This is a genomic window from Gordonia cholesterolivorans, from assembly GCF_039531975.1.
Lineage (GTDB): Bacteria > Actinomycetota > Actinomycetes > Mycobacteriales > Mycobacteriaceae > Gordonia > Gordonia sihwensis.
This window is the reverse complement of sequence record NZ_BAAARB010000005.1, coordinates 42,926-66,987: the sequence shown is the minus strand read 5'-3', so window position 1 is coordinate 66,987 and position 24,062 is coordinate 42,926. Positions and strand designations below refer to the sequence as shown.

The 24,062-nt window shown below is 67.7% G+C and carries 26 protein-coding genes; 14 read left to right on the top strand and 12 right to left on the bottom strand.

What is annotated here, in order from left to right; genetic code table 11:
- Positions 1-49: 49 nt before the first annotated feature.
- Together ABFX36_RS06565 and ABFX36_RS06560 are read left to right on the top strand one after the other, a co-directional pair.
- A complete protein-coding gene (locus tag ABFX36_RS06565) occupies positions 50-688 on the top strand; it encodes a hypothetical protein (RefSeq protein ID WP_045539162.1) in 639 nt (212 codons plus the stop codon).
- A 98-nt stretch (positions 689-786) separates the two neighbouring features.
- Positions 787-1,407 (top strand): TM7S3/TM198-like domain-containing protein, encoded by a 621-nt coding sequence (locus ABFX36_RS06560; protein ID WP_045539164.1) that lies wholly within the window; start codon positions 787-789, stop codon positions 1,405-1,407.
- A 73-nt stretch (positions 1,408-1,480) separates the two neighbouring features.
- On the opposite strand, the gene ABFX36_RS06555 is transcribed toward ABFX36_RS06560, so the two are convergent.
- Positions 1,481-1,690, bottom strand: coding sequence for a CsbD family protein (locus ABFX36_RS06555; protein WP_006897852.1), 210 nt, complete (start codon positions 1,688-1,690; stop codon positions 1,481-1,483).
- 272 nt (positions 1,691-1,962) lie between these two features.
- Between ABFX36_RS06555 and ABFX36_RS06550 the strand changes: the two genes are divergently transcribed.
- Complete coding sequence (locus ABFX36_RS06550) at positions 1,963-2,670, top strand: DUF6319 family protein (RefSeq protein WP_062367867.1); 708 nt, start codon at positions 1,963-1,965, stop codon at positions 2,668-2,670.
- A gap of 182 nt (positions 2,671-2,852) precedes the next feature.
- Here ABFX36_RS06550 and ABFX36_RS06545 read toward each other — a convergent pair whose 3' ends face one another.
- Complete coding sequence (locus ABFX36_RS06545) at positions 2,853-3,236, bottom strand: TIGR03618 family F420-dependent PPOX class oxidoreductase (RefSeq protein WP_006897673.1); 384 nt, start codon at positions 3,234-3,236, stop codon at positions 2,853-2,855.
- 199 nt (positions 3,237-3,435) lie between these two features.
- On the opposite strand from ABFX36_RS06545, the gene ABFX36_RS06540 reads away from it, so the two are divergent.
- Positions 3,436-4,416, top strand: coding sequence for an NYN domain-containing protein (locus ABFX36_RS06540; protein WP_006897672.1), 981 nt, complete (start codon positions 3,436-3,438; stop codon positions 4,414-4,416).
- A gap of 16 nt (positions 4,417-4,432) precedes the next feature.
- Here the strand turns inward: ABFX36_RS06540 and ABFX36_RS06535 are convergent, their stop codons facing one another.
- Positions 4,433-6,040, bottom strand: coding sequence for a class I adenylate-forming enzyme family protein (locus ABFX36_RS06535; RefSeq protein ID WP_062367868.1), 1,608 nt, complete (start codon positions 6,038-6,040; stop codon positions 4,433-4,435).
- A 159-nt stretch (positions 6,041-6,199) separates the two neighbouring features.
- On the opposite strand from ABFX36_RS06535, the gene ABFX36_RS06530 reads away from it, so the two are divergent.
- Both ABFX36_RS06530 and ABFX36_RS06525 read left to right on the top strand, forming a co-directional pair.
- Complete coding sequence (locus ABFX36_RS06530) at positions 6,200-9,571, top strand: DEAD/DEAH box helicase (RefSeq protein ID WP_045539172.1); 3,372 nt, start codon at positions 6,200-6,202, stop codon at positions 9,569-9,571.
- A gap of 56 nt (positions 9,572-9,627) precedes the next feature.
- Entirely contained in the window at positions 9,628-10,809 is a 1,182-nt protein-coding gene (locus ABFX36_RS06525) for an MFS transporter (RefSeq protein WP_062367869.1), read from the top strand.
- A 206-nt stretch (positions 10,810-11,015) separates the two neighbouring features.
- On the opposite strand, the gene ABFX36_RS06520 is transcribed toward ABFX36_RS06525, so the two are convergent.
- From ABFX36_RS06520 to ABFX36_RS06500, 5 genes are all read right to left on the bottom strand, one after another.
- Entirely contained in the window at positions 11,016-12,275 is a 1,260-nt protein-coding gene (locus tag ABFX36_RS06520; RefSeq protein ID WP_051999682.1) for a deoxyguanosinetriphosphate triphosphohydrolase, read from the bottom strand.
- A gap of 43 nt (positions 12,276-12,318) precedes the next feature.
- Positions 12,319-12,807 carry a cold-shock protein gene (locus ABFX36_RS06515; RefSeq protein ID WP_346075492.1) on the bottom strand — a complete coding sequence of 163 codons (489 nt, stop codon included), beginning with the start codon at positions 12,805-12,807 and terminating at the stop codon, positions 12,319-12,321.
- A 151-nt stretch (positions 12,808-12,958) separates the two neighbouring features.
- Positions 12,959-13,789, bottom strand: coding sequence for a mycofactocin-coupled SDR family oxidoreductase (locus ABFX36_RS06510; RefSeq protein ID WP_062367870.1), 831 nt, complete (start codon positions 13,787-13,789; stop codon positions 12,959-12,961).
- A gap of 84 nt (positions 13,790-13,873) precedes the next feature.
- The gene (locus ABFX36_RS06505) at positions 13,874-14,629 is read right to left on the bottom strand and encodes a hypothetical protein (RefSeq protein ID WP_062367871.1); all 756 of its coding nucleotides are present in this window, start codon (positions 14,627-14,629) and stop codon (positions 13,874-13,876) included.
- 163 nt (positions 14,630-14,792) lie between these two features.
- The gene (locus ABFX36_RS06500; RefSeq protein WP_006897664.1) at positions 14,793-15,101 is read right to left on the bottom strand and encodes a GlsB/YeaQ/YmgE family stress response membrane protein; all 309 of its coding nucleotides are present in this window, start codon (positions 15,099-15,101) and stop codon (positions 14,793-14,795) included.
- Between the two features lie 214 nt (positions 15,102-15,315).
- On the opposite strand from ABFX36_RS06500, the gene ABFX36_RS06495 reads away from it, so the two are divergent.
- Positions 15,316-16,218, top strand: a complete 903-nt coding sequence (locus tag ABFX36_RS06495; RefSeq protein WP_052692421.1) for an alpha/beta fold hydrolase — start codon at positions 15,316-15,318, stop codon at positions 16,216-16,218.
- Between the two features lie 30 nt (positions 16,219-16,248).
- On the opposite strand, the gene ABFX36_RS06490 is transcribed toward ABFX36_RS06495, so the two are convergent.
- Positions 16,249-17,658, bottom strand: a complete 1,410-nt coding sequence (locus ABFX36_RS06490) for a WS/DGAT/MGAT family O-acyltransferase (RefSeq protein ID WP_222111550.1) — start codon at positions 17,656-17,658, stop codon at positions 16,249-16,251.
- A 93-nt stretch (positions 17,659-17,751) separates the two neighbouring features.
- Between ABFX36_RS06490 and ABFX36_RS06485 the strand changes: the two genes are divergently transcribed.
- Positions 17,752-18,381, top strand: a complete 630-nt coding sequence (locus ABFX36_RS06485) for a pyridoxamine 5'-phosphate oxidase family protein (RefSeq protein ID WP_062367872.1) — start codon at positions 17,752-17,754, stop codon at positions 18,379-18,381.
- A complete protein-coding gene (locus tag ABFX36_RS06480; protein ID WP_006897660.1) occupies positions 18,375-19,043 on the top strand; it encodes a phosphoribosyltransferase in 669 nt (222 codons plus the stop codon). The genes ABFX36_RS06485 and ABFX36_RS06480 overlap by 7 nt, the downstream gene beginning before the upstream one ends.
- A 36-nt stretch (positions 19,044-19,079) precedes the next feature.
- On the opposite strand, the gene ABFX36_RS06475 is transcribed toward ABFX36_RS06480, so the two are convergent.
- Entirely contained in the window at positions 19,080-19,235 is a 156-nt protein-coding gene (locus ABFX36_RS06475; protein ID WP_006897658.1) for a hypothetical protein, read from the bottom strand.
- 142 nt (positions 19,236-19,377) lie between these two features.
- Between ABFX36_RS06475 and ABFX36_RS06470 the strand changes: the two genes are divergently transcribed.
- Positions 19,378-19,920 carry a CG0192-related protein gene (locus ABFX36_RS06470; protein ID WP_006897657.1) on the top strand — a complete coding sequence of 181 codons (543 nt, stop codon included), beginning with the start codon at positions 19,378-19,380 and terminating at the stop codon, positions 19,918-19,920.
- Positions 19,921-19,935: 15 nt separating this feature from the next.
- Here the strand turns inward: ABFX36_RS06470 and ABFX36_RS06465 are convergent, their stop codons facing one another.
- A complete protein-coding gene (locus ABFX36_RS06465; RefSeq protein ID WP_006897656.1) occupies positions 19,936-21,327 on the bottom strand; it encodes a glycine--tRNA ligase in 1,392 nt (463 codons plus the stop codon).
- Between the two features lie 259 nt (positions 21,328-21,586).
- On the opposite strand from ABFX36_RS06465, the gene ABFX36_RS06460 reads away from it, so the two are divergent.
- The gene (locus tag ABFX36_RS06460; protein ID WP_045538848.1) at positions 21,587-21,988 is read left to right on the top strand and encodes a hypothetical protein; all 402 of its coding nucleotides are present in this window, start codon (positions 21,587-21,589) and stop codon (positions 21,986-21,988) included.
- A gap of 3 nt (positions 21,989-21,991) precedes the next feature.
- Here the strand turns inward: ABFX36_RS06460 and ABFX36_RS06455 are convergent, their stop codons facing one another.
- Positions 21,992-22,441 carry a nitroreductase family deazaflavin-dependent oxidoreductase gene (locus ABFX36_RS06455; protein WP_045538845.1) on the bottom strand — a complete coding sequence of 150 codons (450 nt, stop codon included), beginning with the start codon at positions 22,439-22,441 and terminating at the stop codon, positions 21,992-21,994.
- A 96-nt stretch (positions 22,442-22,537) separates the two neighbouring features.
- Here ABFX36_RS06455 and ABFX36_RS06450 point away from each other — a divergent pair, with 96 nt between their 5' ends.
- From ABFX36_RS06450 to ABFX36_RS06440, 3 genes are read left to right on the top strand one after another with little or no spacing between them, the layout of a single operon-like run.
- Positions 22,538-22,873, top strand: a complete 336-nt coding sequence (locus ABFX36_RS06450; RefSeq protein ID WP_006897653.1) for an ArsR/SmtB family transcription factor — start codon at positions 22,538-22,540, stop codon at positions 22,871-22,873.
- Entirely contained in the window at positions 22,870-23,295 is a 426-nt protein-coding gene (locus tag ABFX36_RS06445; protein WP_062367873.1) for a Fur family transcriptional regulator, read from the top strand. The genes ABFX36_RS06450 and ABFX36_RS06445 overlap by 4 nt, the downstream gene beginning before the upstream one ends.
- A 32-nt stretch (positions 23,296-23,327) precedes the next feature.
- Entirely contained in the window at positions 23,328-24,062 is a 735-nt protein-coding gene (locus ABFX36_RS06440; protein WP_045538843.1) for a Clp protease N-terminal domain-containing protein, read from the top strand.

Sequence of the window (24,062 nt, the reverse complement as noted above, 5' to 3'; positions counted from 1 at the left end):
CGTACGTTCTCGGAACCATCGCAAAACAGACAGAACGAAGGACGAGGAAATGAACGAACACGACGCGGGCAACGACGGTCCCACGGGCAGACCAGTCCCGCCGACCGGCGAACATCATTTCGCCGCCGCCGGGTATCCCCCGCCCACGAGTCCATTCGCGACACCGCCGGGAACCCTTGCACCACCCGAAAGCGCTGCCGCGCCGAAGCGCCCGCGTAAGCGTGGCCGGATTCTGTTCGCGATCGTCGCAGCGGTGTTCATCGCAGTCGGCTCGGGTGCAGTGGGATACGCGATCGGGTCGGACGAGTCCGCGACCTCCGGGACCGAGACCGCGGCATCGCCCGAATACAGCTACCCGCCGACGACTGGGGTCTCGACCGTCCCGGTCACGGCAGCCGACTTCAGTCTCTCCGTCCTGACAGAGGAGAAGAAGTGTTTCGGTTCCGCCGGCTGCCTCGTCACGGTCTCTCTCGAGCCGACCTTCAAAGGTGCTTCCAGCGTCCTCACGGACCGTAGTTTCAAAGTCCTCTACGAGATCGACGGCGGCGAGGATCCGATCCTCGACAAGTTCACGATGGTGGGCACACAGGTGACCATCGACCAGAGCACATCGGTCGAAACACCGTCGAGCGACACCGAGGTCACTGCCAGGGTGACGCAGGTCGTGGAGACAACGGACGAGGGCTGACCAGAACCGGCGGCCGCGGCGCGCTGCGAACGTACGCACTTCACCCTCGCCAGGCGAAGCCGCCCATTCGGACACGAAGCGCGCACTACGCTTACGCCATGTCCAGCATCCTGATCGGCTTCATCGCCATCATCATCGGCATTCTGTTCTGCTTCCGAGGCGTGGTGGCGATGCGCGTCGTCATCGCAGTGTGGGGCGCCTTCGTCGGCCTCAATCTCGGTGCGGGGCTCGTCTCCGCCGTCACCGGAGACGGCTTCTTCTCAAGCGCGGTCGGATGGATCGTCGGCATCGCGGTCGCGATCCTCTTCGCACTCCTGGCGTACCTGTACTACGCGGTGGCGGTGACGCTGGCGATGGCCTCCATCGGTTTCGTCCTGGGCACCGCACTGATGGCCGCCATCGGAGTGACCTGGAACTGGGTCATCATCGTGGTCGGCGTGCTCGTCGGCATCCTCCTGGCGGTCGCTGCCATCGCGCTGAATCTGCCGGCGCTACTGCTCGTGGTGCTCAGCGCACTCGGCGGCGCCACGGCGATCGTCGGCGGGCTCATGCTTCTGACGTCGACGATCGCGCTCGACGACTTCTCGCGGGCGAGCGTCACATCCACCATCGGCCATCACTGGTGGTGGTACGCCGCCTACATCGTGCTCGTCATCGCGGGCGTGGTGGCTCAGGCGCGCGTCATCGGACGCGACCAGGACCTGCACCAGCAATGGTGAACACGGACCCCTGCTGAACGACAGCGGCCCGCCACCCGAACTCTCGGGTGGCGGGCCGCTCCGGTCGGTACGGTCAGCGGCCGGTCAACTTGTCTTTCACGGCGTCGACGCCTTCCTTGACCTTGTCCGCAACCTCGGTGACCTTCTCCTTGGCGGCAGACTTCCCCTGGTCGGTCTGCCCCTCGGTACGCAACTGGTCATCGTCGGTCGCAGCGCCGACGGCTTCCTTCGCCCGGCCCTTCAGGTCTTCAGCCTTGTTCTGTGCATCGTCGGAAAAGCTCATCTGTCCTCCTTGAATAGCGGATGGATCTGCATCTTCCACACTTCGTCGCCACTCGTTTGGACGACACTTCCGACGGTACCCACTCCCCTTCGACCCTGCAGGACACGAGGTGACACCATCCGCAGTGGCATCGCCGACACCTCGCCGCATCCCCCGTCCATGTCACTGAGCAGCGGGCCCACCGACGCACCGGATCGCACATCTGTGCGAACATGTCGTCCGGCTGTGGCACAGTGTTCACAGCCGCATCTGAACGAGGAGAAAGGCCCGCCATGCCCCCGCGCCGCCGCTTGGCATCGGAGTCTCTGACCGCTGACGACCTCGCCTCCCTGAACTCGGCATTGGCCGAGGGGCGACGCGCCACGGTGTATCTGCGCGAGGGCACACCCAGCCTCGGCCTCGCGCCCGGCGCCTCGGCGCGCGTGATCGCGATCGCCGGGACGACGCTGACCATCAAACCGCGCGGCGTCGACGACGAACTCCCCTACGAAGCCGATGAACTGCGGATGACCAAGGACGCACCACCTCAACCGGCGAAGGCGGCGAAGGTCGCGAAGCCCGCGGCAGCGAAGAAGGCCGCTCAGCCGAGACCGGCCGCAGCACCGAAGACCGACGCAGCGGCGGCTCAGACACGAGCTACCGCGGCGGCGCTGAAGACTGCGGCCAGGCCGGCGAAGCGCGCGGCGGGCAAGAAGGCACCGTCGTCGGTGACGGTGACGGTCTTCGGTTCGGCCGACAACGAATGGTCGGTATCGGTGACCCGGGGCGGACGCAAGCCCACGCGGTCGCGCAGTGTCGCTGCTGACTCCGTCGAGTCTGCGATGCGCGAACTCGGTGACGACGCCGCGTTGGGAGCGGCGTCGTCGGTGCTGAACGCGGCGCGGGAGGAGGCTCAGCGGCGGGTCGAGGAGCTGAGCCGGGAGCTGGAAGCGGCTCGGCGAGCGTTGGCGGCACTGGAGGGGCAGTCGGAGTCGGAGTGAAGGGGCGTGGCGGGTTGGTGATCGTCTCGATACGCCCGGCTCACTGCGTTCGCTGGGCTACTCGACCGGCCTTGGGGGTGACGTCGGCCTGCTCGGCGGGCCTAGAAAGTGGAGCGGGGATGCTCGGCGGGCCTAGAGGTGGCGTCGGCCTACTCGACGAACGTGAGCTGTGACGACAACGCTCAACCCATTCCGACCTTCTGCACCGTCGGTTCGATCACCGCGACCACCCTCGGGTCCTCGCGCGGGTAGGGTACCGGGATGTACTTGGCCGCGACGCGGTCGACGATCTCCCAGCCGGCGTCGCCGTCGATCCAGTCCACCACTCGACCGCGGACCGTCACCGGCGTGAACGGATCGTCGGCGGTGGCGATCGAGAGCGCGACGCGCGGATCGCGCCGCAAGTTGCGCGCCTTCACCGAGCCAGGGCCGGTGAAGACGACGATGCGATCGCCGTCGGTCCCGACGAAGACCGGGACGACGTGCGGTGAGCCGTCGGGAGAGACGGTGGCGACGTGGGCGATCGGGGCGCCGTCGAGGACGCGACGGAGGTCCGAGGTGAGCATGGCTGGTCCTTTCGCTCTGCCTGGGACGCTAGTCGCCGCGGAGCCCTGCTGAAATCAGTTCGCACAACCAATGCCGAGGGAAGATTCACCCCGCGCGGCACTGTGCGGACTGATTTCAGCAGGGCCCCGTGATTACTCCGAGGTAACAAGGGCGGCGTTTCGGCCGGTGGACCGTCTCCGGCCCTGCGATAGTCGAACCATGCGCCCGACATGCAGCTTGTACATAGACACCGGATACCTCCTCGCGTCGGCCGCCACTCGCGTCGCCGGAACATCGTTGCGCGGCAGCATCAACGTCGAGTACTCGCGTCTGATCGACACACTGGTCGACACCGCCGAACACCTCTCCGGCCTCCCGACGCTGCGGGTGCACTGGTACGACTCCGCCGACAACGGCGTTCCCAATGCCACACAGCAACGCATCGGCGAACTGGCCAAGGTGAAGCTCCGACTCGGCCGCTTCGGCGTCAACGGCGAGCAGAAGGGCGTCGACCTCCGCATCGGCCTCGATCTCGTCGCGCACGCCCGCAACAGCACCTCCGACGTCTTCTTCCTCGTCTCCGGCGACGACGACCTGACCGAGGCCGTCGAAGAAGCACAGGTACACGGCGTGCAGGTGATCCTGCTGGCGGTGCCGAACGCCGACGGCAAGTCGCACGGCGTCAGCAGGCACCTGATCCGCGCCGCGGACGACCTGCACCGGATCGACGGACCCGCGATCGACCGTTCCGTTCTCAGCGTGGATCGCCAGCCCGCCCCGAAGCCGTCGGCGCCGGTCACCGCCAAACCCGGGCCGGTCGCACCCAAACCCGCCGCGCGCACACCGCTCGACGCCGCCGCCGCGTCGGTGGCCGCACGCGCCACTCCCCCGCCCGCACCGACGGGCGTGCTGGCCTACAGTTCCACCACCGGATCGGTGGCACACGTGATGCCGGAGTTCGACGACGCCGAGCAGGAGCAGATCATCGGCGACGTGGTCGGCCGCGTGCTGGCAGCCTTCCGCAAGAGCGCCACCCCGCAGGAGACCGCGGAGCTCGAGCGCGCACGACCCTCCATCCCGCGCGACATCGATCGCGCCCTCCTGCTCGACGCCTCGGAGGCGATGGAGCGCTACACCGTCGACGAGCCCGTCCGCTTCCGCCTCCGCCAGCGATTCTGGGACGAGTACGACGCCGGCTGACCCACCTTCCGGCAGCTCACCGTGAGCGCATGAGGTGCTTCTGAATCTTGCCGGTCGCCGTCTTGGGGAGAGCGTCCACCACGACCACGCTCTTGGGCGCCTTGAATCCGGCGAGGCGCTCGCGCGCCCACGACTGAATCTCCTCCGACCGCGTCTCACCGGAGTCGGCCGGCTCACTGAGCACGACGAACGCGGTCACCGCCTCACCCCAGTGTTCGTCGGGCACGCCGACCACCGCGACTTCGGCGACCGACTCGTGTCCGAGCAGCACCCGTTCCACTTCCACCGACGAGACGTTCTCGCCGCCGGATTTGATGATGTCCTTGGCGCGGTCGGTGAACCACACGACGGCCTCGTCGTCGAGATAGCCGATGTCGCCGCCGTGGAACCAGCCATGCGCGAAGGCTTCAGTGTTCGCGTCGCGGTTGTTCCAGTAACCCTCCATGAGTTGCGGTGCGCGATAGACGATCTCGCCCTCCTGACCGGTCGGCAGGAGGGTGCCGTCGCCGCCCATGATGGCGATGTCGGTGCTGACCGTCGCCGGCCCCCACGAGGCGTCCTTGACACCCTGGTGGCCCGACCACTGCAGCTCCGAGGCCGGCGTGGTCTCGGTCTGCCCCGAGCCGAGGATGATCGCGGCGTTGGGGAACCTCGACCGCAGCGCCGCGAGCAGTTCGGCGGGCATCGGCGCCATCGCGTACAGCCCGGTGACGAGGCTGTCGGTGTCCCCCTCCGCCAGCGCGGGCTGCTGCAGGAGAGCGGCCCACATCATCGGGAGCATCGTCAGGTGCGTCACCGCACGCCGGGTGAACACCTCGGCGAGCGCGGCGGGGTCGAAGCCGCGCAGCAGCACCACCGTAGCGCCGACGGTCAACGACGGCAGCAGCAGCGCATCCAGGGCCGTGACGTGGAACAGCGGCAGCACGATCGGTTGCACCGCGGGGCGGGTGTCCGGCCGCAGACCGAGGCCAAGTGCCGAACTCAGCACCGAGATCTGCACGGCCACATGCGAAGTCACCACGCCCTTGGGCCGCGACGTGGTGCCGGAGGTGTAGAGGCAGTGCAGGATGTCGCGGTCGTCGACGATCGTCTCGACGACGGACCGGTCGGCGGCGAAGACCTCGTCGAAGGCCACCGACCGCAACCCGGCCACCGTGTCGGGTGCCGTGCCGGCCACGATCACCTCACCGAGGCGATCCGATGAGGCCTCCGCGACCGCCGGCTCGAGCACTCCGAGGAACACATCCTCGGTGACGATGGCGCGGACGCCGCTGTCGGCGAGTTGGTAGGCGATGTCGGACGGCGAGAGCAGCAGATTGAGCGGCATCGCCACCACGCCGATCTTGGCGAGTGCGAAGAACGACGTGACGAACTGCCAGCTGTTCTGCAACTGCAGCGCGATGGCGTCACCCCGCTCGTAACCGCGTTCGAGCAGCCCCCGCGCCAGCGCGTTGGCACGTGCCTCGAGTTCGGCGTACGAGAGTTCGAGGTCGCCGTCCACCAGGGCTGTGCGCGTGCCGTAGTGGGCGGCGCTGCGAGTCAACAGGTCGCCGACGCAGACGCGATGCGTCAGGTTGACGGTCAGCGGGTCGACACCGGACAGGTCGGGGCGCATTCCGGACATCAAGAACTCCTTGCAGTGGATCGCGGGGACACGCGGTCGGCGTGAGGCGACCGTAGCGCAAAAACAATCGTTCGTGACTGTTTTTCGCGGATGTGCTGGTCACACACGTCGAAGCACCGTCGCCGCGGCACGCCGCCGATCCCGACTACGCTGGATCCGATGACCTCCCCCGACTGGACCGACGAGCAGGTCGACGCCGTCCTCGGCGCCTTCGACACTCGGACGCTGCAGCGTGCGCGGTCGTACGCCACCAACGGCATGATCACCGGTATCGACTGGTCCGACGGCGTCCTCACCGGCGTCTCACTCGGCTCCGGTGAGCAGCGCTACCGGTGCAAGGTCACAGCCGCCTGGGATGGCCCGAAGCCGCGGGTGTCCGCGAGCTGCACCTGCCCGGTCGCGATCCGCTGCAAGCACTGCGCGGCGCTGGTCATGGCCGCGACCGCCGAAGGCACGGCCGTCGCCCGGCGGTCGTCGTCGGCGCACTCGGCCCTCCCGCTTTCACGATGGCGCACTCTGATCGACGAGATCTCGAAGTCGTCGCAGTCCGTCGAGCACACCCCGGACGGTCCGGAACTGCCACTGGCACTTCAGTTCTCCGTACACCGCAGCTATCGCGGCGCCGACTCCGTCCGTCTCCGGCCGCTCACCATGAGCGAGCAGGGGCGGTGGGTCAAGACGCGCGTCACCTGGAAGACGATCCTGTCCGGAAAGACCGCCGACCGCCATCCGGAGAAGGCCCTCGACGTCCTGACCCGATTGGCCTCGGCGCTGGCGATCAGCGGACAGAGCGCCTCCATCGGTGACGAGATGTCGCTGCTGATGGCTCCGCCGAGCATCTGGGTCCTGCTCGACGAGGCCCGCGACGCGGGCGTGGAGTTCGTCAACGCGCGGTCGTCGAAGAGCACGACCGTCGAGTACGGCGATCACCTCAGCACCCGACTGCACGTCACCGCTCAGCGTGCCGGCGTCCATGTGGCGCTCGAGGTGCTGGTGGACGGTCGGCCCGTTCCGCCGGACGCCTTCCAGTTCCCGATCGGCAGGCCCCGCGCGCACGGCATCGCGCAGGAGGTCGGCGACGTCCTGTACATCGGCCCGCTGCCCCGGCTGACCACCACCGAATCGATGCTGCTGGTGAGCCGGGTCCCACTGGAGGTGAGCGACGACGAACTCGGCGACTTCCGCGAGGCGCTGCCGACCCTGCAGGCCGACCGCGCCGTGGTGGTGGAACCCGGAGCGTTCCCGGCCGCCGACCTCGCCGGTCCGTTCCCGGTACTGCGCATCGAGACCGGTGAGCACCCGTGCGCCACCTGGTCGACGGCGTACGAGACCGACGGCGAGGTCCACGAGTTCCCGACGCAGGGCACCGAGACCGGCCGGTTCCGCAACGCGGCGGCCGAGCGCGCGATGTGGGACGAGGTGCGTCCCGAGCTGGAGATGGTCGCCCGCAGCAGCGCCCACTGGGTGGCAGCCGCCGCCGATCTCCTCGAACGTCGGCTGCCGAAGTACCGCTCCGACTACCGTCGCTTCAATCGGGTGTACGCCGTCCTGCGTCAACTCCGCGGCGGCTGCACGGTCGCGGCGGCGTTCGATTCTCTTCCCGAGTTGCGCACCGTTCCGGTGCCGCTGTCACAGCTCGAAGTGGCGATCCTGTGCGCGGAGACGGTCCCGAAGATCACCGAGCTCGGCCGGGTGCGCGTCGACGTGGTCGGCACGCCGCCCGACTACCGTCCTGCCGAGGCGCCGCCGGTCCTGAGCTTCTCCGGCGACGGCGACGCGCGCAGCGACTGGTTCGACCTCCGCGTGGCACTCGACGTGGACGGCCACAAGATTCCGATCACCACGATCATCTCCGCCCTCGCGTCCGGCGAGACGCACATGGTGCTCGACGACGGTACGTACTTCGCCCTCGACATCCCCGCGCTGCAGACCCTGCGCGACCGGCTCGACGAGGCCCGGGAGATGGGCGAGCTCGACGGCGACCGCGTCAGCACGCACACCCTCAACGCATCACTGTGGGACGAACTGCTCGAACTCGGCGTGGTCGACGAGCAGCTCCGCCGATGGCGTGATCGCATCGCCCGTCTGGCCGCGGCGAGGCCGCCGCACTCGGTACCGCCGCCCGCGGGTGTCGACGCCCGGCTGCGGCCGTACCAGCAGGAGGGCCTGGATTGGCTCACGTTCCTCTGGGACAACGAGCTCGGCGGCGTGCTCGCCGACGACATGGGGCTCGGCAAGACGGTGCAGACTCTCGCGCTGATCCAGCGCGTAGTGGACGAGCGACCCGATGCCCGGTTCCTGGTGGTCGCGCCCACCAGCGTGATCGCCAACTGGGCCGCCGAGATCCACCGGTTCGTACCCGGCCTCGAGATGCTGACCGTTCCCGCCACCGAGAAGCGGGTCGGGACCCCGCTGGCCGATCGGATCGCCGACGCCCGGATCGTCGTCACCTCCTACGCGTTGCTGCGGATCGACTACGACGCCTTCGCCCGGGTGCCGTGGACGGGTGCGATCTTCGATGAGGCGCAGTTCCTCAAGAACCACAACTCCAAGACCTACCAGGCCGCACGGCGGCTGCAGGCCCCGTTCAAGCTCGCGATCACCGGAACCCCGATGGAGAACCGCGTGATGGAACTGTGGTCGCTGGTGTCGGTGGTGGCGCCGGGACTCTACAGTTCACCGAAACTGTTCAAGGAGCACTTCGCCGACGCCATCGAAAGCGGGCAGGCTCCCGAGCGGCTGGCGATTCTCCGACGCCGGCTGCGGCCGATCATGTTGCGCCGCACCAAGGATCAAGTGCTCGTCGACCTGCCCGAGAAGCAGGAACAGTTGCTGCCGATCGAGCTCGAGCCCAAGCATCGAAAGGTGTACGACACCTATCTGGCCCGCGACCGCCAGCAACTCCTCGGGCTCTTGGAGGACTTCGACGGCAACCGCATCCAGGTGCTGCGTGCGCTCACCCGGCTACGGCAGTTGAGTCTGCATCCGGCGCTGGTGGACGACGAGCACGCCGCGGTGAACTCGGCGAAGATCGAGTACCTGTCCGAGCAGCTGCCCATCCTCATCGACGAGGGCCACAGTGCGTTGGTCTTCAGCAGCTTCACCGGCTTCCTGAAACTGATCGCCGCCCGGCTCGACGCGGCCGGGATCGCCTACAGCTATCTGGACGGCTCCACCGCGATCACCCGGCGCGGCGAGCAGATCGAGCAGTTCACCCACGGCCGCACCCGGGTGTTCCTCATCAGCTTGAAGGCCGGCGGCTTCGGATTGAACCTCACCGCCGCCGACTACTGCTTCATGACCGATCCCTGGTGGAATCCCGCCGCCGAGAATCAGGCCGTCGACCGCGCGCACCGCATCGGCCAGCACCGCGCGGTGACCGTCTACCGAATGGTGTCCACCGGCACTATCGAGGAGAAGGTGATCGACCTGCAGAACCGCAAACGCGAACTGTTCGACGCGCTGCTCGACGACGGCGCCGCGTTCTCCGGCGCAATCACCGCCGAGGACGTCCGCGGTCTGCTCGGATAGGCACGATGCCACACTGGTGAGCGACCGCTCACCGACCACGAGGAACCGCATCGCCGATGACGACGACAGCCGACCGCCGAAACCTCTGGACCGTGCTCGCGCTCCTGTTCACCACCGGCTGGGCCACCAACCATTTCGTCGCGATGATGCCGGTCCTTCACGACCGCAACGGAATCGGCGACGCGGCTCTCGAAGGGGCGTTCGGTGTCTACGCGATCGGTCTGCTCCCCGGGCTGCTGACCGGCGGCGGGATCTCCGACCGCGTCGGACGCAAACCCGTGGTCCTCGTCGGCGCGACCGGAGCCGCACTCGGCAATCTGCTGATGCTCCTGTGGCACACCGAGCCCGGCGTCTTCGTCGGACGGTTCGCGGTGGGACTCGGCGTCGGGCTGGCCGTCAGCGCAGGGACCGCGTGGAGCGCCGACGTCGGCGGTTCTCGCGGCACGGTGTTCGCAGGCGCAGTCCTCACCAGCGGCTTCGCCGTCGGTCCACTCGCGTCGGGACTCATCGCTCAGTTCACCGACGGCGCCGCGCTGATCGCCCCCTTCGCGGTCACCGTCACCGGCTCGCTCCTGGCGGTCGTCGCGGGCCTCGCCGTGCCGAACTCGCGGCGCACCGTCGCGGAGACCCCCGACACGGAGAGCACCGACGTCACCGACTCGACCGTGCGCGGACCGCGGAGCCTGTCCCGCGCGCTGGTCACGAGCCTTCCGATGTCGCTGTGGGTGTTCGCATCGGTCACCATCAGTGTGGTGACGATGGCCGGGCGGATGTCGAGCTTCAGCGGTCCGTGGGTGCCGGGCGTCGCCGCCGTGCTCGCGCTGGGATCCGGCGTGGCCGTGCAGGTGATCGCGCGCCGAAACTCCTGGGGTGCGCGCGCGGGAGTGGGCGGCGCCTTGCTGTCGGCCGTCGGATTCGTGATCGTCGCGGCGTCCGGGTCCGACCCGACGCCGGTCGCCTTCGTCGCCGCGTCCGTCGTTCTCGGCAGCGGCTACGGGCTCTGCCTCCGCGAAGGCCTGCTCGACGTCGAGACCTTCGCTCCCGCCGACCGGATCGGGCTGGCCACCGGGATCTTCTACGTCGGCACGTACCTCGGGTTCGGGTTGCCGGTCTTGCTGCGGGTGATCGCACCCACGGTGGGGATCGTCGCACCGATCGTCGTGCTGGCGGTGATGGCCGCCGGCTGTGCGGGGATTCGCGGGATGCAGTTGCGGAGTGGGGTGCTGGCCGGCCGGTGATGCGGGGGTGGGTGGGGGTTTGCTTGGTCTCGATGCGCGGAGTCGCTACGCTCCCCCGCTTACTCGACGAGCCTGCCCGGGTGGAGATCACTCGACGAGCCTGACAGGGAAGACGTGCGAGACTGCGGTCTCGATGCGCGGGGTCGCTGCGCTCCCCCGCTTACTCGACGAGCCTGACAGGAGAAGCGTGGCGGGAGTTCGACGGGCTAGCCCAGGTGTGCCTGGACTTCGGCGCTGGACTTGTCGAGGCGCTCGAGGCGGCCCTCGGTCATGGAGGCGATCTGGTCGATCACCACGCGCATCCGGGCGTCGTCGTCGGCCGCGGCATTCCACGCGGCGGCGAAGATCGGGTCGAGGCCGCCCGGGGCGGTCACCAGCAGCATCTCGGCGACGCGGTGGATGCGCTCGCGCTGACGGTCCTGCTTGGCGCGGTGACTCGGGTCGGAGAAGATGAACCGCAGGGCGAGCGTCTTCAGCACGGCGACCTCGGCCGCCACATCGGCCGGCACCGAGAGATCCGCGTCGTACCGGCGCAGCGGACGTGCGCCCTCCACCCTGCGCGTCCGGGTGATCGCGGCCGAAGCGAAACGCCCGATGAGCTCGCTCGTGAGTCGCTTGAGCCGCGTGTACGCCTCCAACGAACCGTCGAACTCGCCGAGCGAGGCGAAGATCTCCATCTCCGACAACCGCTGCGCCGCCCCGACCAGCGGATCGGCGGTGAGCCCGTCGAAGTACTGCATGCCTAGCTGCGCCAGATCGTGCTGATCGGTGGGCGAACTCAACTGGCGCAGATCGATCCGCCCGCCGATCACTCCGTCTTCGAGGTCGTGCACCGAGTACGCGACATCGTCGGACCAGTCCATCACCTGGGCCTCCAGACAGCGCCGGCCGTCGGGCGCACCGTCACGCACCCAGTCGAGCGCGGGGCGGTCTTCGACGTACGCGCCGTACTTGGTGCCGGGCGCCGTGCGCGACCACGGGTACTTGAGCGTTGCGTCGAGCGCCGCCCGGGTGAGGTTGAGACCGGCGCTGACCCCGTCCGGGCCGACGATCTTCGGTTCCAGCGCCGTCAGGATGCGCAAATTCTGCGCATTGCCTTCGAATCCGCCACGGTCGCGGGCCACTTCTTCAAGAGCCCGCTCGCCGTTGTGCCCGTAGGGCGGGTGGCCGATGTCGTGGGCGAGTCCGGCGAGTTCGACCAGATCCGGGTCGCAGCCCAGACCGACCGCGATACCGCGGCCGATCTGGCCGACCTCGAGCGAATGGGTCAGACGAGTCCGCGGGTTATCGCCCTCCCGCGGACCCACCACCTGCGTCTTGTCCGCGAGTCGCCGCAGGGCCGCGCTATGCAGCACCCGGGCGCGGTCGCGGGCGAAGTCGCTGCGATGGTCGGTCGCGGGATTCGCGCCCGCGGCGATCTTGGGCGCCTCGACGACCATCCGTTCCAGGTCGTGAGCGTCGTACATCGCCACGGGCGGGCCGCCCGCGGACCGATCGGCGTCGGTCAAACTACTCCGACCAGCCGCGCTGGGATGCCATGTCCAGAAGACCGGATCGGATCGCGACGATCTGACGAGCGGTCAGGTCCGGCGAGGCGTCGAGCAGCAGCTCGGTGATCTCGTTGAACAGACGGCCGCCGCCCCGATTGCCGAAGCGTCGCGGTCCGCGGTCATCACGGCCGCCGCGCCGGTCGTCACGGCGGTCGTCACGATCGTGCCGGTCGCCGAAGCGTCCGCGGCCCTCGTCACGGCGCTGAGCGCGCTCGGCGGCGGGCGACTCGCCCTCCGGAGCCTCCTTGGTCACCTTCACGTTCAGTGCCTTCGCGCCACGATCGGTGCTCTCGACGTCGAACTCGACCTCGGCGCCGGGGCGCAGCAGGGTCTCATCGATGCCCACGTCGTTGATGTGCAGGAAGACGTCGTCTCCGCCCTCCGCGGGCGCCAGGAATCCAAAACCACGATTGGTGTCGAAATGCACGACCTTGCCGTTGACAGCCACCACAAACTCTCTCTCCAAAGCACGCCCACACCGCGAACCCCTTGCCCGCGCGACGCACTCCCCTACTACTATGCCTCAAAATCGTCAGCCGACCGAGCTGAAATGCCTGGTAGTGATCGGAATGTCAACCGGTCGACGACCACCGCGGCTCCTACTGACGCGTCGCATTCGTCCCGAGGCTCACCTCGACCACCGTGCCGGTGATGACGCCGGGGTCGTCGACCAGATACATCACCGCGCGGGTGACGTCGGCCGGTGCCAGCCACGGCACGCCCAGCGGACTCCAACCGGCGAAGACCTGAGCGAGATCGTCCTGCGTCGGATGTTCGATCGTCGGACAGAATCTCTTCATCGTCGCGGTGTTCAGCACCATCGGCGTCGCCACCGACGCCGGGCACACCACGTTCGCGGTGATGCCGTACGCACCCACTTCCAGGGCCAACGACTTGATGAATCCGATGATCCCCCACTTGCTCGCGGCGTAATGACTCAGATGCAGCATGCCGCCGCGGCCGGCTCCCGAGGAGATCCCGACGATGCGACCGAACCGGTTCTCCTTCATCAGCGTGAGAACGGCCTGCGCGCAGTTGAACGTACCGGTGAGATTGGTGTCGATGACGTCGGCCCATTGTTGGTGGGTCAGCGACTCGACCGGTTCGAACGAGCAGACGCCGGCATTGCACACGAGGATGTCTAGGCGTCCGCGTTCGTCGCGGATCCGCGAGACGAGCCCGTTCACCGCGGCCCGGTCGCGAACGTCCACCTGCGCCGATGTCACCGAGCCGCCGGTCGACTTGATCTCTCTCGCCGTCTCCGCGAGGTCGTTCGGATCGCTCATCGGGTAGGCGATCGTGTCGACCGGCGCCGCGATGTCGGTGACGACGACGTGCGCGCCCGCCGCCGCCAGGGCCAGTGCGTGCGATCGTCCCTGCCCGCGCGCCGCACCGGTCACCCAGGCCACTTTTCCGGTGAGATCAGTCATTGCCCGCCTCCTCGAATCGTCGACTCCATTGTCTCGCTTCGGCGGAGGGGTGTGCACGCGATCGGGAGACCTTTTCCCGGCCGGCTACTTCACGGTCGCGATGCCCAGCGACGGGAAGAAGTAGCACGTGACCGGCGCGTCCTCACTGCCGCCGGCCTTCTGCATCGTGCCGTAGATCGCGGAGAGAACCGTGCCCGAGCCGGTCTTGACGATGCCGCCTCGAGCGCCGTTGGCCGGAATCGCCGCGACGACCGAGCCGAGCGTCTTCCGGGCGAGGGTCCGCACCAAGGCGCTGACATCCGCTTCCTTCAGGCGTGCGTCCACGGCGTCGACGATCGAGTCGCCGAGCCCCTTCATGGGCTCGCCGAACCCGCCGTCGAGGGTGTTGACGTTGAACCACGCGACACGCATGCCGCTCTTGTCCTTGGTGTCGGAGAACTTGTCGACCGGCACGAAGCCGTAGAGCACCTCACCCTTCTGAATCGCGTTGATGTCCTTGTCCTTGACGCGAAGCGACTTGTTCAGGTCACCGAGGAGCGGAGTGATCGATCCGGGCATCGCGCCGCCGACCGCCGACGGCATCGACAGATCGGTGCACAGTCCCTTGGTCGGCGTGAACGGAGTGATGCCGAGCTTCTTGAGGACCGCGTTGGCCTCGTCGATCGAGTCGATCACCGATGCGGCGTCGTTCGGCTGAGCGGCGACCTCGTGGAGTGCGGCACGGGCGGCAGCCGCGTCGCGGGAGGTGTCGGCGTGTGCGGCGGGTGCGGCGACCGCGCCTCCGACGAGTGCGGCCGACGCGGCGACCGACGCGATCGTGAAACGAAATGACCTGGACAATGTGACCTCCGGGGCTGAAGTGACTGGTGTTTCGACTGAGTATGGGGCCACTTCGCTCCGAAACAGCGCCCTGAGACCGAGTTGAGACCCGCAGATCAGCGCACGAGAACGGCGGCGGGTCCCCGACCGAAGCCGAGGACCCGCCGCCGTTGCGAACTGGCGTTCAACTGCCCGAACTGCCGCGCACCTTCTCCACGATCCACAGCAGGATCACCGAACCGAGCACTGCCGTTAGGAGGGTGAACCACCAGCCGCCGGACGCGGTGTCCAGGAAGAAACTCAAGAGAAAACCGCCGATCAGCGCGCCGATGACGCCGATGACGATGTTCATCAGGATCCCGGCACCGCCGCCCTTGACGATCTTTCCGGCGATCCAGCCCGCGATCGCGCCGATGACCAGATAGCCGATCCATCCGACATTGGTGGTCGTACTCGAGCGCGCCAGGATCTCGCTCACTGCAATTGCGTCCATTTGCCCATCCTTTGTCTCGACTGCTGTGCCTCCACGCTACGAGACAAGGGATAACGGCCGCTCCGATGACATGAAGCGTTATCAGTATGTCATCTGCGCACCACTTCCGAGAAGTGACGGCGCTCGGATGACCGGCCACCGACACCTCATGGCATAGTGATCGCAAATGCAACATGTTCTAGTTCCTGGGGCTCCGGGAACGAAGGGGCGACCGATGAATCCTGCTCGACGAGACCTGACTGCCACGCGCGCACCGCGAGTCCGGCTGCCGAGAGTCGACATACCCGCGGGCCGTCTGATCGAACTGCCCGGACGGGGCTCCACCTACGTCACCGACACCGCCGGTCCCACCGCCGACGCACCGGCGATCGTTCTTCTGCACGCGCTGACGACCACCGGCCTGCTGACCTGGTTTCCGAGCATCCCGGAACTGTCGAAGCGCTTCCGGGTGATCACTCTCGACCTGCGCTGGCACGGTCAGGGCATCAAATCACCCGAGTTCAGCCTCCGCGACTGCGCCGACGACGCCGTGGCACTGCTGGACGTCCTCGGAATCGATGAAGCGATGTTCGCCGGCTTCTCGATGGGATCGCTGGTTGCTCAGCGTGTCTGGCGGCAGCATCCCGACCGGGCGGGCGGGCTGGTGCTCTGCGCCTCCACCGACGCCTTTCAGATGACCGCGACCGAACGGGTCTTCCACAACGGGATGGCGGGCATCACCTCACGCGTTCCCGGATCCGGTTCCCCTCGCCGCGCCGGCCGAGTTCAGGCGTCGCAGGTCGACCCGGCCGTCGACATCAACCGGTGGGCGCTCAACGAGTTCCGCTCCACGTCGCCGATCGCCGTCGGCAAGGCGGTCGGCGCCATCGGCAGGCACCATACGCGACCGTGGATCAGCCAGATCGATGTGCCGACCGCCGTCGTGGTGCCCCTGCGCGACCGCGCGATACCGCCGGCCCGGCAGATCGCGATGGCCCGCCGCATCCCCGGCGCCACGGTGCACGAGGTGGACGGCGGTCACTCGTGCTGCGTGATCGATGCCGACAAATTCGTGCCGGTGTTCGCGCACGCCTGCAGCGTGGTGCGGGCGCGGTGGCGCGAGCGCGCCGAGTCGTGATGCCCGCCGCGCTATTCGCCCACTTCGCGTCTACCCCGCGGGCGCGACCTGTTCTTTGAGCCGCGCGAGTTCCTCCGGGAAGTGGGCGACGAGCTTCTCCGGGCTGCGCATGCTGTCCTCACACGCGATGACGCCCACGTGGACGACACCGTTGTTCGACAGCACCGTGATGTTGACGCCCGCTCCGTGGAAGACCGGGCCCAGCGGGTACATCCCGTCCATCCGTGCCCCCATGAAGTACAGCGGGATCGGCGGACCGGGGACGTTCGAGATGACCAGGTTGTGCACCACCGGATGCCGGTCGGCCAGGCGCAGTCCCGCATACGCGCGCACGGCGAGCCCGAACGTGCGCGGCGCGGCGAACTCGGCCCAGTCCTGCAGGGTGTCCGCGGAGATCGCGTTGTGATGGTCCTTCGCGTGCTTGTTCGCCTCGGTCATCGCGGTCAGCCGCTCGAGCGGGTCGGCGATGTCGGTCCCGAGCCGGGTGAACAGCGCCGAGACCTTGTTCGCCCCCTCGTCACGCTTGGACTCTCCGCGCACCGAGACCGGCACGGTGGCCAGCAGCGACGAGTCGGGCAGCTCGTCGCGTTCCAGGAGATAGTCGCGCAGAGCGCCGCCGGCGATGCTCAGCACGATGTCGTTGACCGTCGCACCGGTCGCGCGCCGGACCGCCTTGACGTCCTCGAGGTCCATATCGCCCACCGCGATGGTGCGGTGACCGGTGATGGTGCCGTTGAACGAGGTCCGCGGCGCGGTGAGCGGAGGCGCCATCGCGGTGCCGTGCTGGGCGCGGCTCACCGTCTCGGTGATCAGCCCCAGGGTCGGACTCAGCATCTTCGGGATCGACAGCGGTCGCGACAGCGTGCTCACGATGCCGCGGCCGAAGAGTTCGAGCGACCCCGGCGACCGTCCGTCCATGGGGATCTCGTCGGTGGCCAGCGGTGGCGCGTCCGGTTCGAGACTGCACAGGTATGAGATCAGATTGGCGCCCGACGCGCCGTCGACCGTGGCGTGATGCATCTTCGTGAAGACGACCAGTTTCTCCTCGCCGTCCTCGCCGCGGTATCCCTCGATGACGTTCATCTCCCACAGCGGGCGGCCGCGGTCCATCGGGAGTCCGGCCAGATGACCGCACATCTCCATGAGTTCGGCGTGGCCGGCGGGTGCGGGCAGTGCCATCCGGTGCAGGTGGTGGTCGATAGCGAAGTGCTCGTCCTTGACCCACACGGGGTGGCCGAGATCGAGCGGAACGCGTCGCACCCGCCGAGTGAACTGGGGAACTCGGCGCACACGCTCGTCGAGTGTGGCTCGGAAGGTCGCGAACGAATACCCGCCGGGAACCGTGGACTTGTCCATGACCATCACCGAGCAGACGTGCATCAACTGCTCGGGTGTCTCGAGGTAGAGGAAGCTGGCATCCAGGCCGCTCAATCGTTCCATGACCATGGAGAATAGCGGAGAATTAGAACCTGTTCTAATTACTGACGAGTATCGGATGACGCGGTTCCGGTGGCCCCGCCTAGCCTGGAGACCGTGGGAGATCGGTATCAGCACATCGCGTTCGGCGACGCAGCCGTTGCGCGGCAACGCATCACCGGCAGCGTGGTGGCCTACGGCGCGGGTCTCGACACACCCGATTCGGGCCCGCAGCAGGTGACGCCGCGGGAGGTTCGGATGCTCACCGGGGTGTTCGCCTTCCACATGGCGACGGTGACCCCCTCGGGGTGGCCTTACGTCCAGTACCGCAGCGGGCCGACCGGATTCGTCCACCACCTCGGCGGCAATCGCTTCGGATTCGCCGATTTCCGCGGCAATCAGCAGTTCGTGTCGGTCGGCAACCTGGAGACCGACGGTCGTGTCGCGCTCTTCGTCGCCGATCATCCGAAGAAGATGCGGCTCAAGGTCTTCGGGCGTGCCACTGTGATCGACGGCGACGCCGATCCCGAACTGCTCGAACGCCTGTCCCAGGTCGCGGACGGCCGGATCGCCGCACGATGCGAGCGCAGCATCGTCATCGACGTCGAGGCCTTCGACTGGAACTGTGCGCGGTCGATGGTGCCCTTGTACACCTCCGAACAGGTCCGTGAACGGGTGCAGCCGTATATCGATCAGATCCACCAGTTGCAGGACCGGGTCGACGAACTGGAACGGCGACTGTGGTGATATCGCGGAGGTTCTCGACTCGCCGGTACCGCGACCGCGCGCACGCCGGGCGGGTCCTGGCCGAGAGGCTGTCGTCCGATCTCCGCGGGCGCGACGACACGATCGTGCTCGCACTCCCCCGCGGCGGAGTGGACGTGGCCGCACCGATCGCCGAGGACCTGCGGGCGCCGTTGGACGTCTACCTGGTGCACAAGATCGGCGTGCCGTGGGAGCCGGAAGTGGCGGCCGGCGCCATCGGCGCCGACGATTCGGTGGTGATGAACGACGACGTCCTGCGCGCCACCGGCCTGACCCCGGCGAGGCTGGCCGAGGCCGTCGACGCGGCTCGCACCGAACTCCGGCGACGTGACGCCGCCTATCGGGACCGACGCCCGCAACCCGTCGTGGCCGGCCGCACCGTGGTGCTCGTCGACGACGGTGTCGCCACCGGCGCGACGATGAACGTGGCCGTCCGCGCGCTCCGAAGCCGCGGGGCCGGACGGATCGTGGTGGCAGTGCCCGCCGGCCCGGTCGGCACCGCGGACATGTTTCCCGAGGCCGACTCCGTCGTCTGTCCGTACACGCCGGAGGACTTCATCGGAGTCGGCGGCGCGTACGACGATTTCGCACAGCTCACCGACGCCCGCGTGCGTTCGGTTCTGGATCAGTTCACGGACCGCTGAGCCGGAAGCCCGGTGTGGGGTATGAGGATCGAGGCACTACCGACTCCGCTGGCGATGCCACCACACGCCGAGGATGATCAGCCAGATCGGCAGGACCACGGCGAGCATCACCCACTGCTTCTGCCCCACCATCAACCCCAACGCGATGATCATCAGGACACCGCTGAACAACATGATGAGCCTCGGGTTCACTGCGGTCCTCTCGTCGGGGGTTGCACTACAGATACCCGATGGCGCGGACATCCATCACGCGACCCACCGGAACAGGACTTCCCGCCCACGTCGATCGCCGACGGCGCGAGACAGTCCGCACATCGCGCACTAGGGTCGTCACATGGCACTCGTTCACCAGGCGACCCTCTCGCCCACCAAGCTCGAACTGGTCACCGCCTACCTCGACAGCGTCCCGTGGGGCGGGACCGGAGAGGTGGAGATGATCGGCGGCTACCGCTTCGACGATCCTGCGGGCGAGGTCGGTGTCGAAGCTCTGCTGGTCTCGCGCGACGACCGCAGCCTGCACATCCCGCTGACCTACCGTGGCGCTCCGCTGCCGGAGGCCGACGAGTTCCTCGTCTCCACGATGACTCACTCGGTGCTCGGCGATCGCTGGATCTACGAGGCCGCCGCCGATCCCGTCGCCGTCGACTGCTTCGTGCGGGCATTGCGCGGGCGACAGGAACAGGCACGTCTCGAGATCCAGAGCAGCGACGGGTCCGTGACGATCCAGGAACCGCCGGTGCGCATCCGCCTCGAAGGCGCACCGGCCGACGCGACGGCGCTCGCCCTCAGCGACGACCTCGCCTCCCCGGTGTCGGGTGCGGCGTGGCTCGTCGCCGAATGGGACGGCGGCGCCGGCGTCGTGGCGGCACTGCGGTAGCGCCGCCCGCGCCCGTCAGACGCCGATCAGTTTGCCGCCGAGGTACTCCACGACCTTGTCGAGCGCGACCCGCTCCTGGCTCATGCTGTCGCGCTCGCGGATGGTGACCGCCTGATCGTCGAGGGTGTCGAAATCGACCGTGACGCAGAACGGCGTGCCGATCTCGTCCTGGCGGCGGTAGCGCTTGCCGATACCCTGCGCGTCGTCGAACTCGATGTTCCAGTGCTTGCGCAGGTCCGCGGCGAGGTCGCGCGCCTTCGGGGACAGCTTCTCGTTGCGGGACAGCGGGAGCACCGCCGCCTTCACCGGCGCGAGCCGACGGTCGAGCTTGAGCATGGTTCGGGTGTCGGTGCCGCCCTTCGCGTTGGGCACCTCCTCCTCGGTGTAGGCATCGCACAGGAAGGCCATCATCGACCGGCCCAGTCCCGCCGCGGGCTCGATGACGTACGGGGTGTATCGCTCACCCGAGGCCTGGTCGAAGAACGACAGGTCCTCACCCGAAGCCTTGCTGTGGGTCGACAGATCGTAGTCCGTGCGGTTCGCGACGCCCTCGAGCTCACCCCACGGGTTGCCGCCGAAGCCGAACTTGTACTCGACGTCCACCGTGCTCTTGGAGTAGTGCGAGAGCTTCTCCTTGGGGTGCTCGTACAGCCGCAGGTTCTCGGGATCGATCCCGAGGTCGATGTACCAGTTGTGCCGCGCGTCGATCCAGTACTTGTGCCACTGCTCGTCCTCGCCGGGCTTGACGAAGAACTCCATCTCCATCTGCTCGAACTCGCGGGTGCGGAAGATGAAGTTGCCGGGCGTGATCTCGTTGCGGAAGCTCTTGCCGATCTGCGCGATGCCGAACGGGGGCTTGCGGCGCGCCGTGGTCATCACGTTCTTGAAGTTGATGAAGATGCCCTGCGCGGTCTCGGGACGGAGGTAGTGCAGCCCCTCCTGGTCGTCGACCGGCCCGAGGAAGGTCTTGAGCAGCCCGGAGAAGGCCTTGGGCTCGGTCCACTGCCCCTTCGCGCCGCACTCGGGGCACGCGATCTCCGACATCGGGACCGAGTCGGGATCGTCGATCCCCTTCTTGAGCGCGTACGCCTCCTGCAGGTGATCCTGGCGCTGACGCTTGTGGCAGTTGGTGCACTCCACCAGCGGATCGGTGAAGACCTCGACGTGCCCGGAGGCCTCCCACACCCGCCGCGGCAGGATCACCGACGAGTCCAGTCCGACGACGTCCTCGCGCGAGGTCACCATCGTCCGCCACCACTGCCTCTTGATGTTGTCCTTCAGCTCCACGCCGAGCGGACCGTAGTCCCATGCGGAGCGTGTTCCGCCGTAGATCTCACCGCAGGGATACACCAGACCCCGCCGCTTGGCGAGGTTGACGACGGCATCGACTTTGGACTGCACAGCCACGGTTTTCTGATCTCCACGACGTAGGGGGTCGGACTTCTGTCACGGTGCTCGACGGTGGTCGTGCACGTCGCAGTACAGCGTAGTCGGTGCCGGGACGAGTGCGCCGGTCACCCGCACGGGGAGGCTCGGCGCGGGACTGCGCCGGAACCACCGCGGTATCGCCGGGTCAGTCGCACTGGCCGGAATTGTCGTAGGTGCCGCGTACGTTCGCAGCACCCGATGAGGCGCAGCGCCTCATCGCCGACTACGAGGAGCAACCATGAAACTCACCAAGCGAAGCGCCGTCGCCGGAGCCGTCGTGGCCGCCGCGGCCACCGCCTGTGCGATCGCTGCCGGCCCGGCCGCCGCCGATTCGGCGGATCCGACCGTCGGCGACACCGTGAGGTACGTCTTCTTCAGCGACACGCAGGTGAATGAGTCGCTGGCCTGGTACGACGCCTACGACGACATGCAGACCATGTCGCGCCCGTCGCTCCCGACCCGATCCAAGGACCGGAAGACGTGGTCCGGGAGCATCACCGTCACGTCGCGGTCGACGTATCAGTTCACCGGCAGTTCTTTCCAGACCAGCGGCCACTACGCCGCCTGCCGCACCTATGTGAACGGGGTCCTCGTCTCCGAGGACAGCAGCACCGGCCGATACGCGATGGCCGTCTGCTGATCGTCAGCGATCCAGGGTCAGTTCGAGATAGGGGATCTGGTCGATCGGCAGACCGGTCGACTCCTCTATCACTCCCGCCAGTTCCGCGTACGCCTTCGGGTGCTCGCGGCGGTAGCGGTCCAGGACCGCGACCGACTCCTGCGGGGTGAGAACTCGCGCGGTCGCCGGTCGATCGCGGTCGAAACCGATCCAGACGCGGCACCGCGGATCGGCCTGAAGGTTGCGGAACCACTGGGAGCTACGACCGAAGCCCGACGCGATGATCACTCGGTTCCGGTCCGGCCGCTCCACTGTTTCCAGGGCGACGTATCGAGGCTCACCGGACTTGCGGCCCGTGTGCTGCAACAGCAGCAGCCGACCGCCGAAGAGGAACCCGAGTCCCGCGCGGAAGAGCGGTATCGGTGAACGCACGAACCACCGGGTCCGCAGCGCCCGCGCACCGATGCTGGTCATACCCAGGCACGCTACGCTGCGCCGGCCGAGGCCACAGGCAAATGAAAATCAGTTCCTTTAGGATGGAGGTGTTGAATCCCTTTCGAAGGAGCAGTCATGAGTCAGTCGGTGATGTCGCCGGCACTGACCGCCGACCGCCGGGCGCACGGCGCCGCCAGCGAGTTGCTGCGGGCGCTGGCCTCGCCCGCCCGGGTGTCGATCGTCATGACACTGCGCGACCGGCCGATGTGCGTCCACGAACTGGTCGACGCCCTCGCACTGAACCAGCCGCAGGTGAGCCAGCACCTCCGCGTCCTGAAGCAGTCGGGCGTGGTGGTCGGAAGCCGGCGCGGCCGGGAGGTCGAGTACTCGCTGGCCGACGATCACGTCGCACACATCGTGGTCGACGCAGTCCTGCACGCCGCTGAACATCGGACGGAGGCGCAGACATGAGCGACACGGCGAACAAGCCGGTCACCGGCCAGCGGTCCACCAAGCAGCGGGCGGCGATCGCCGATGTGCTGTCGGACACCGACGACTTCCTGTCGGCCCAGCAGCTCCACGACAAACTGCGTGAGCGGGGCGAGTCGATCGGACTGACCACGGTGTACCGCAACCTCCAGGCGCTCACCGCAGCCAGGCAGATCGACGCGATCTGGGACGGATCAGGCGAGACCCGCTATCGGCACTGCTCCACCGGACACCACCATCACCTGGTATGCCGCGAGTGCGGAACCACCGTGGAGATCAAAGCCGACAAGGTGGAGCGATGGGCCGACTCGGTGGCCTCGGAGAACGGCTTCGCCGACATCTCGCACACCGTCGAGATCTTCGGGACGTGCAGAGACTGCACACCAGCGTCAACCAACCGTTGACGAGAGCGCCTGCGTCAACTTAAGGTTGACTCATGGCTGAGAAGACCTCCCTGACTCCCACCGTCCGACTCGACGACCTGATCGACACGATCAAGAAGGTGCACGACGATCCGCTCGATCAACTGTCCGACGCGGTGCTGGCCGCCGACCACCTCGGCGAGGTGGCCGACCACCTGATCGGCCACTTCGTCGATCAGGCACGCCGCAGCGGTGCGTCCTGGACCCAGATCGGGACCAGCATGGGCGTCAGCAAACAGGCCGTGCAGAAGCGGTTCACACCGAAGGACCCGGGTACGGCGGCCGATCTGAACCCGGCTCAGGGGTTCAATCAGTTCACCCCTCGTGCGCGCAATGTCGCGGCCGCCGCACACAACGCCGCCGAAGCGGCGGGCAACAGCGAGGTATCCCCCGCGCATCTGCTGCTCGGGCTGCTCGACGACCGCGAGTCGCTGGCGGTGACGCTGCTGGCCGCGCTGCGCGTCGACGTCGACGCGCTGGCCGCCGGGGCGTCCGAGGCCCTGCCCGAACCGGGTGAGGCACCGGAGGTGATTCCGTACGACGCCGCCGCACGCAAGGTGCTGGAACTGACTTTCCGCCATGCGCTGCGTCTGGGGCACAACTACATCGGCACCGAGCACATCGTGCTCGCTCTGCTGGAGGTGGAGGACGGTCGCGGTCCGCTCAGCGACGCCGGTGTGACGCCCGAAGCCTTTGAAGAGCGGCTGACGGAGGCGCTCGCGCAGTTCACGTCGGCGACGCCGGACTGA

Excerpts from the sequence above, each read along its gene's own strand:
- ABFX36_RS06450 (WP_006897653.1), top strand. The coding sequence starts at position 22,538 with ATGAGTCAGTCGGTGATGTCGCCGGCACTGACCGCCGACCGCCGGGCG.
- ABFX36_RS06500 (WP_006897664.1), bottom strand. The coding sequence starts at position 15,101 with ATGGACGCAATTGCAGTGAGCGAGATCCTGGCGCGCTCGAGTACGACC.
- ABFX36_RS06490 (WP_222111550.1), bottom strand. The coding sequence starts at position 17,658 with ATGGAACGATTGAGCGGCCTGGATGCCAGCTTCCTCTACCTCGAGACA.
- ABFX36_RS06445 (WP_062367873.1), top strand. The coding sequence starts at position 22,870 with ATGAGCGACACGGCGAACAAGCCGGTCACCGGCCAGCGGTCCACCAAG.
- ABFX36_RS06520 (WP_051999682.1), bottom strand. The coding sequence starts at position 12,275 with ATGTACGACGCTCACGACCTGGAACGGATGGTCGTCGAGGCGCCCAAG.
- ABFX36_RS06460 (WP_045538848.1), top strand. The coding sequence starts at position 21,587 with ATGAAACTCACCAAGCGAAGCGCCGTCGCCGGAGCCGTCGTGGCCGCC.
- ABFX36_RS06495 (WP_052692421.1), top strand. The coding sequence starts at position 15,316 with ATGAATCCTGCTCGACGAGACCTGACTGCCACGCGCGCACCGCGAGTC.
- ABFX36_RS06560 (WP_045539164.1), top strand. The coding sequence starts at position 787 with ATGTCCAGCATCCTGATCGGCTTCATCGCCATCATCATCGGCATTCTG.
- ABFX36_RS06455 (WP_045538845.1), bottom strand. The coding sequence starts at position 22,441 with ATGACCAGCATCGGTGCGCGGGCGCTGCGGACCCGGTGGTTCGTGCGT.
- ABFX36_RS06555 (WP_006897852.1), bottom strand. The coding sequence starts at position 1,690 with ATGAGCTTTTCCGACGATGCACAGAACAAGGCTGAAGACCTGAAGGGC.
- ABFX36_RS06535 (WP_062367868.1), bottom strand. The coding sequence starts at position 6,040 with ATGTCCGGAATGCGCCCCGACCTGTCCGGTGTCGACCCGCTGACCGTC.
- ABFX36_RS06565 (WP_045539162.1), top strand. The coding sequence starts at position 50 with ATGAACGAACACGACGCGGGCAACGACGGTCCCACGGGCAGACCAGTC.
- ABFX36_RS06510 (WP_062367870.1), bottom strand. The coding sequence starts at position 13,789 with ATGACTGATCTCACCGGAAAAGTGGCCTGGGTGACCGGTGCGGCGCGC.
- ABFX36_RS06470 (WP_006897657.1), top strand. The coding sequence starts at position 19,378 with ATGGCACTCGTTCACCAGGCGACCCTCTCGCCCACCAAGCTCGAACTG.
- ABFX36_RS06550 (WP_062367867.1), top strand. The coding sequence starts at position 1,963 with ATGCCCCCGCGCCGCCGCTTGGCATCGGAGTCTCTGACCGCTGACGAC.
- ABFX36_RS06540 (WP_006897672.1), top strand. The coding sequence starts at position 3,436 with ATGCGCCCGACATGCAGCTTGTACATAGACACCGGATACCTCCTCGCG.
- ABFX36_RS06525 (WP_062367869.1), top strand. The coding sequence starts at position 9,628 with ATGACGACGACAGCCGACCGCCGAAACCTCTGGACCGTGCTCGCGCTC.
- ABFX36_RS06530 (WP_045539172.1), top strand. The coding sequence starts at position 6,200 with ATGACCTCCCCCGACTGGACCGACGAGCAGGTCGACGCCGTCCTCGGC.
- ABFX36_RS06440 (WP_045538843.1), top strand. The coding sequence starts at position 23,328 with ATGGCTGAGAAGACCTCCCTGACTCCCACCGTCCGACTCGACGACCTG.
- ABFX36_RS06545 (WP_006897673.1), bottom strand. The coding sequence starts at position 3,236 with ATGCTCACCTCGGACCTCCGTCGCGTCCTCGACGGCGCCCCGATCGCC.